Annotated in this window: 7 protein-coding genes; all 7 read right to left on the minus strand. The window is 40.1% G+C overall.

Going from position 1 to position 5789, the window contains the following annotated elements; all coding sequences use genetic code 11:
• Positions 1-151 precede the first annotated feature (151 nt).
• Positions 152-379, minus strand: coding sequence for a hypothetical protein (locus KVY11_RS16405; RefSeq protein WP_218289559.1), 228 nt, complete (start codon positions 377-379; stop codon positions 152-154).
• A 294-nt stretch (positions 380-673) separates the two neighbouring features.
• Positions 674-1936, minus strand: coding sequence for a zonular occludens toxin domain-containing protein (locus tag KVY11_RS16410; protein WP_218289560.1), 1263 nt, complete (start codon positions 1934-1936; stop codon positions 674-676).
• A complete protein-coding gene (locus KVY11_RS16415) occupies positions 1933-2226 on the minus strand; it encodes a DUF2523 domain-containing protein (RefSeq protein ID WP_218289561.1) in 294 nt (97 codons plus the stop codon). The genes KVY11_RS16410 and KVY11_RS16415 overlap by 4 nt, the downstream gene beginning before the upstream one ends.
• Positions 2216-3559, minus strand: coding sequence for a virulence factor TspB C-terminal domain-related protein (locus KVY11_RS16420; RefSeq protein WP_218289562.1), 1344 nt, complete (start codon positions 3557-3559; stop codon positions 2216-2218). Before KVY11_RS16420 ends, KVY11_RS16415 begins: the two co-directional genes overlap by 11 nt.
• A gap of 156 nt (positions 3560-3715) precedes the next feature.
• Positions 3716-3949 carry a major capsid protein gene (locus tag KVY11_RS16425; RefSeq protein ID WP_218289563.1) on the minus strand — a complete coding sequence of 78 codons (234 nt, stop codon included), beginning with the start codon at positions 3947-3949 and terminating at the stop codon, positions 3716-3718.
• Between the two features lie 331 nt (positions 3950-4280).
• The gene (locus KVY11_RS16430) at positions 4281-4574 is read right to left on the minus strand and encodes a hypothetical protein (RefSeq protein ID WP_218289564.1); all 294 of its coding nucleotides are present in this window, start codon (positions 4572-4574) and stop codon (positions 4281-4283) included.
• Between the two features lie 3 nt (positions 4575-4577).
• Positions 4578-5744 carry a replication initiation factor domain-containing protein gene (locus KVY11_RS16435; RefSeq protein ID WP_218289565.1) on the minus strand — a complete coding sequence of 389 codons (1167 nt, stop codon included), beginning with the start codon at positions 5742-5744 and terminating at the stop codon, positions 4578-4580.
• Positions 5745-5789: the final 45 nt, after the last annotated feature.

The following is a 5789-nucleotide window of genomic DNA, read 5'->3' on the forward strand; positions in this document are numbered from 1 at the left end:
ACTGAGTTTCCACAAACAACAATTAAATTCAATTCTTTCTCGCCTGAATCACATAGCTGGCAAAAAATTAAACCATTAGCAGTTCTTAACATCAATATCACCAATCTTTACCGGCATCTTATTTATGCCTATACGCTCAATTTAAACAAATTTATTGAATAACTAATAAGAACAGATACTTAATAAATTTATAAACACAATAACCAATCAAACCACCTATAACCCAAGATAAAACAGTAAGCAGCTTTTCGTATTTATCAGCCAATGCATTCAACTTGATAATACGCTTGTAGCGCTTAGCCTCTACTCTTTCTTTTAGACGATTATTTGCATCTATTATTCTATTTTCTTCTACGTTTTGCGGACGTACATCTTTCATTTAATCAAGCCCCTACAATCAGTTCGCGCCATACGGACGCTCTGTTTTTATCGCTTAGAGTTTAAACGGGAGCTGTAATCAGGGAAAGAAGGTTTTGAAATTTTAATTACCTGAATCATTTAATGCAGTTAAATAATCCATCTACAAAAAACGCATAAGAATATCCAAAGTAAATACCCATTACAAAAATAAAGAATATAAAAACGAAAACAGCACCTATAGGCCATGGATAAGGATAACGGCTCTTTAATCGCATTCGCCACAAATATTCTCTTACATGAGCATCATGTTTTCTCATAGCGAATGTGCCCCATTAATGTTTGACGGTGGTTTTGTGCCAAATGGAATAGGCTCTGCTTTTACTTCAGGATTTTGGACAGTCGCTTGTTCTTGTTGAACTTCTTTAGCTGCATATTCATACGCAGGTCTATTTTCTTTGGCTTCATAGTAGTAATTGAAAGGTCTATCACCATTGGCAAATCTTAAGCAATCAGCCTTGCTCACACCTTGCATTCGAGTACCTTGCTGGGTCAATGGAATACATTCACCATTTACGACCGCAACATTTTCCCAACGTGGAAAGTCTTTGGGTTCAAATCTAGGCGTGTATTTCACGTCATAGGGCTTTGCAGGGTCATATTCATAATCAATTACTACTTGCTCCATAGAATTGCCTGTAGACGCCTGTAATTGAGCGTTTTTCTCTTCACGTGCCTTGTGGTCGTATATGTCTTTGCATTGCTGCTCTGTCCATTGGAATTGCTCCATACAGGTTGCAATTTTTTTCTGCATCTCCGTATTAGCCTGATTCGCTGTATTCGCCATTTCAGTCGGTGCAGTTGGATTTAAGCCTGCTTTTACGATGTCTTTCGCACCTGAGTTCATGAATAAGTAATAAGCTCCTGTAAGCATTGCAATCACTGCAAATCCTGCATAGAAGAACTTTTTCTGAATGTGGAATTTTACCGATGTATGTTTTGAAGCACTTTCATACATTTCCTGCCATTTTTTGTTGAACTTGAAAATATAGTTGTCGTGGTAATTGTCAGGATTCTTGGTTGCTTGCCACGGATCACGAAGCCAACGGCTAAAAATGTACACCGATGTGAATGGTGGCAACTGGGGAGGACGTTTTAATAAATACATCTTCTCAACCAGTTTACGAATACCACGATTTAAACGCTCAGGGTCTTGAGTAATTAAGTAAATATCTTTGTTTTGGTGACCGTGCGTTGTTAGATCAACAATCATTTGATTTTGAGACATTCGACCATTTGAGTCGGTGTATTCAGGTCTTAAATGAATCTCATCCATAAAGACAACTGAGTTATCAGGTGTATCACGCCAGTCATCAGGTGCTTTTTCTACAAATTCACAATTTTCTGCATGACCATCAATGTCCGAATAAATCTTACGAATTACATGCTGTTCAGTATCAGCTTTGCCTGAATCAATCAGTTTTTGGATTTTTAAATTTTGTTCATGGATTTCATGCGCTAGCTTCGCAGCGAACTGTGACTTACCGTGTCTTGGTTGTCCTACAAGTAAATAAATCATCCTGTTACCCCTTTGCCAATATGTACTTTATTTGCGATCAATGTCGCTTTAAACACGATAAAACCTGTAATGATGGAAAGCCCTTCTGGGAAACTTGCTAATGCCATAATCGACAACAAATCAGGAAGCAGTCCATTAAACTTGCTCACTGCATAATCCACCCATTGATTGACAAGCGTTAAAATTGCAGCCGTGGTAAATAAACCTAAGCCTAGGCTTTTAAGAATTGCCCCACCTACCCTTGAAGTTGAATAGTCGGCAACCTTGACCAGTATTCCTTTAAGACTCACTGCTACGCCCTCCACCGACTAAAATTAGAAGACCTGTAATGGTTGAAATCAGCAGGACCAAAGGGCTTGAGTCTTCAGCAACATTGCAAATTTGAGTCCATTCAATCGTTAAATCGAAATCAACACTTTTGCCTAGTGCTCTAACTGATTCATTCACCTGTATCGGTGCTGGGCATTGTCCACTGGCACGAAAACGATTTTTATCAATCGTGCCTATATCAAATTCTTCGGGTTCTTCTTTTTCAGCTTCTTCGAGTTCTTTATCCTCCTGTGTCCAGTCCATCCAGTCACAGAATTTAGCCGCATAATCACATAGAGGTGGAAAAGTAAAAGTTGTTGTTGAGCCATTATCAGGATTGGGATTAGGTGTTGTGCCTGGATCGGGATTCGTCCCTGTTCCTGTATCAGGTTTTGGTGTGGTATCGGCTTGACCTTGTGTGCCCGTGTCGATTTTGGGATCAGTACGTGTCTTCCCATCACCTTTTGGGTTATCGGACTTTAAAACATCTTTTTGCTTGTCTTTCAGGTCATTGACAACATTTGGATCTGGTTCAGGATTATCAGGGCCCATTGAATATGTATTAGCAATCATTTGAGCAGCAAGATCGGCATATTTAGGATCATTTAAGAGATTTTTTAATACTTGTTCCTTTTCAGTTTCAGAAACATCTACATTCTGAGGAGGGGGAGTTGATGGCTTATAATCAGGATTAGGCAATCTTTGACCTAAGTGAAAAGAATAACCAGTTGGGTCTGTTACATAGACATCATTACCACGAAGCGTACAAGAGTAATTTTTTTCCCAGCCGTAATAAGCAGCAATACCTTTACAAAGGGAGTTAATATCTATGTATTTTTTAGTAGTAACAGATGACGCAAAATAGTATTGATGGTGTGGACCAAGTTCAGTTTCAACAGGCTTTTTAGTAACTTTGCCACCCTCATCAATGACCCAACCAACACCATCCAAGATGTAGCCAACAATTACGCTTCCAGCAACACCAGCAGCCGTACCTTTTCCAAATTTATTTAATTTTTTATTCCAATCTTTCCAAACCTTATCTTTATCAACTTCAAGGACTGCTTCAGCAACGACACGGGTTCGAGATCCTGCGACTTGAGCATGTGTCTCAATTTGTGGGTAGACCGTACGCATATCTTGAGAAACAGTCACATTTTTTGAACTCATTTCCCTGTATGTAGTCTGAGCTAATTTATCTGACTGAGCTTGACGAACTGTACGACCGACTTCGCTATTCCATCTTTCAAGGTCATTCGCTGAATAAACTATTGTGGGAATTAACAATGCCCCAAGCAAAAATAAATTTTTCATTGTTAATTCTCAGAATAATTTATACGCAATCATGATCCACATCAAAATGGATAAATACGCTCCAAAAGATTCAATTGACATTGCTTCGCCTCTTTGTTCGCTTGCCTGCGAGCCCTCGGCAAGCCTCTCAAAGTAGGCTTGCTTTGGGTCTTGTTTTTAAAGAGCTTGTTTAGCCCATTTGAACAATTTAATGACTACGACCAAACTCAAACCTGCAAGACCAATTGCAGAAACAATTGCCACGCCCCCAGTAATTGTTGAAACAACAGCACTTACATCAACAGTATATTCACCCGCAGCACTTGCCATGTTAGAAGCAAGACCAGCCACAGCTACAACTCCCGCTTTTTGAGCCAAAGTCGGTTTAAATTTTTGTACAATTTTTTCCATGGTATTTTCCCCAAGAAAGTTTGATTAAATTGCCTTTCTGGCTGCCTTAATAATATGGACAACCGCAAAGACTGTTAGAAAAGCCACTCCAATGGCATTGCCCTGAGCAATTGATATTTCAGGGAGTATCTGAAATTTGACTATCAATTCGGTGTGCTCAATGCAATTTAGTCCTTGACCAAATTCATTTAGTGAGTCGCAGACATACGCCATATTTGTTAACCCCCACAACGTGTTACATGAGAGGCGATATTATTTTTGTGCATTAAATTGAAGCATTTGGGACATTCGCGGATGTCGCTTCCAAACAGCACGAATTTGATGTTCATACTTATGCCTTCAGTGGAAGAATCACGTTGGTAAGCACTTGCTTAGTGGTACGACCTGTAGACACTAGGTCAAGTTCAAAAGTCGCTTCAAATGGGAATTTACGACCATTTAACTGGACTAAATTGCGTGAATCTTGCCATTTAAATTCGGCAGCACCCTGCCCAACCGCATTGCCTTGAGAGGTGTCCATAGGGATAAGAGCAAACAGCGTGACATAGTCATAATGACGACCGTCATCTGCTTTCCAATCTGTCGCTTTAGCACCAACGATAGTTACTTTCATTTGTTGTGACATTTTTTACATCCTCATTGCAGTGACTAATACATGGTCTAACCGTTTGGGATAAGCCAACGGGTCAGAACACGAAATAATGTTGATAAGTTCTTCAGGTTCAAAGACTTTCTTGAATACGTTGATATATTTGCCGTATTGTTTTTTGATAATTTCTAAAGCAGCGTGTGCATTGATTGAAGCTGCCTTTTTCATGGTTTCGATACGTTCAGGCTGTATATCTTCTGAGAGCATCTGGAAGCATGGATATGCAGCAATAAAATATTCAGACGGTGACAAAAGCATGGTGAACGGCAAAATTCGGTCACGTGACTTAAATTCAACTTCGGCACGTTGCCAGTTATCGTCTGGATCGCCCTCTGCCCGACCCTTTTCGTACAGACGTAAATACATGCCAGATTCACGTGAGCCAATGTTGAGAGTACGCCCCCGACCGTTTGGACGTTTCCAGTTGCCTTTATGCTCTACGTTTGGTGGACGGTTGCCGTTTTGGAATCCACCCATGCCATCCATCATGTTGCCCCAATCGACGTTGATACGTTTTCCGTCAAAGTCATCATGAGCAATGTCTACACGGGTTAATTTTCCGCGAGTTGCAACCGTTGTCAGGAATGTATAAAGACGTTGTTCCCAACCCTCTTTGGCCATTGAGCAGCCACGACCCGAAAGCATGACTAGGTATGTGTTTCGTTGACCACCAACGCAGACAAATCCACACTTATCGCCAATTTCAAACGAGCTTTGGTACATGTTTTTCTTGCCTTTATCGGCAAGTGTTAGCTGTAATCCGAAGATGTGCTCTATATGTTTTTCGATTTCTAGAGCGATTGCGAAATTTAATTCTGTTTCATTAATGCTTTGATCATCATTAAGCGCATTTACAAACTTGTGGTTTAAAGTGCCGCAACTATCAGTGAAATTTACCCAGTCAATGACTGCAATTTGATTGTCAGCAGGTAAACGGCATTGAACTTGTTTAGCCCCGCGTGAAGTCATGACCATGTGTAGATGTGGGACTGCGAATGGACGTTCAAAAGGCAAAGGCAAATCGGCATCTTTCAAATGGGAGTGAATGGATTCAAATTCCTGTACCCCCATCTTATTAATGGGGGTCTCTAAAAATCCCATTCCCCACGTACAACTCTGTGGTATTGATTGTTTTTTGTTCAACATTATTCAATTCCCATATCACGCATGATGTCGTTTTCTTGTTTTAGT

Origin of the sequence: Acinetobacter sp. CWB-G5 (genome assembly GCF_019209785.1) — a bacterium.
GTDB lineage: Bacteria > Pseudomonadota > Gammaproteobacteria > Pseudomonadales > Moraxellaceae > Acinetobacter > Acinetobacter johnsonii.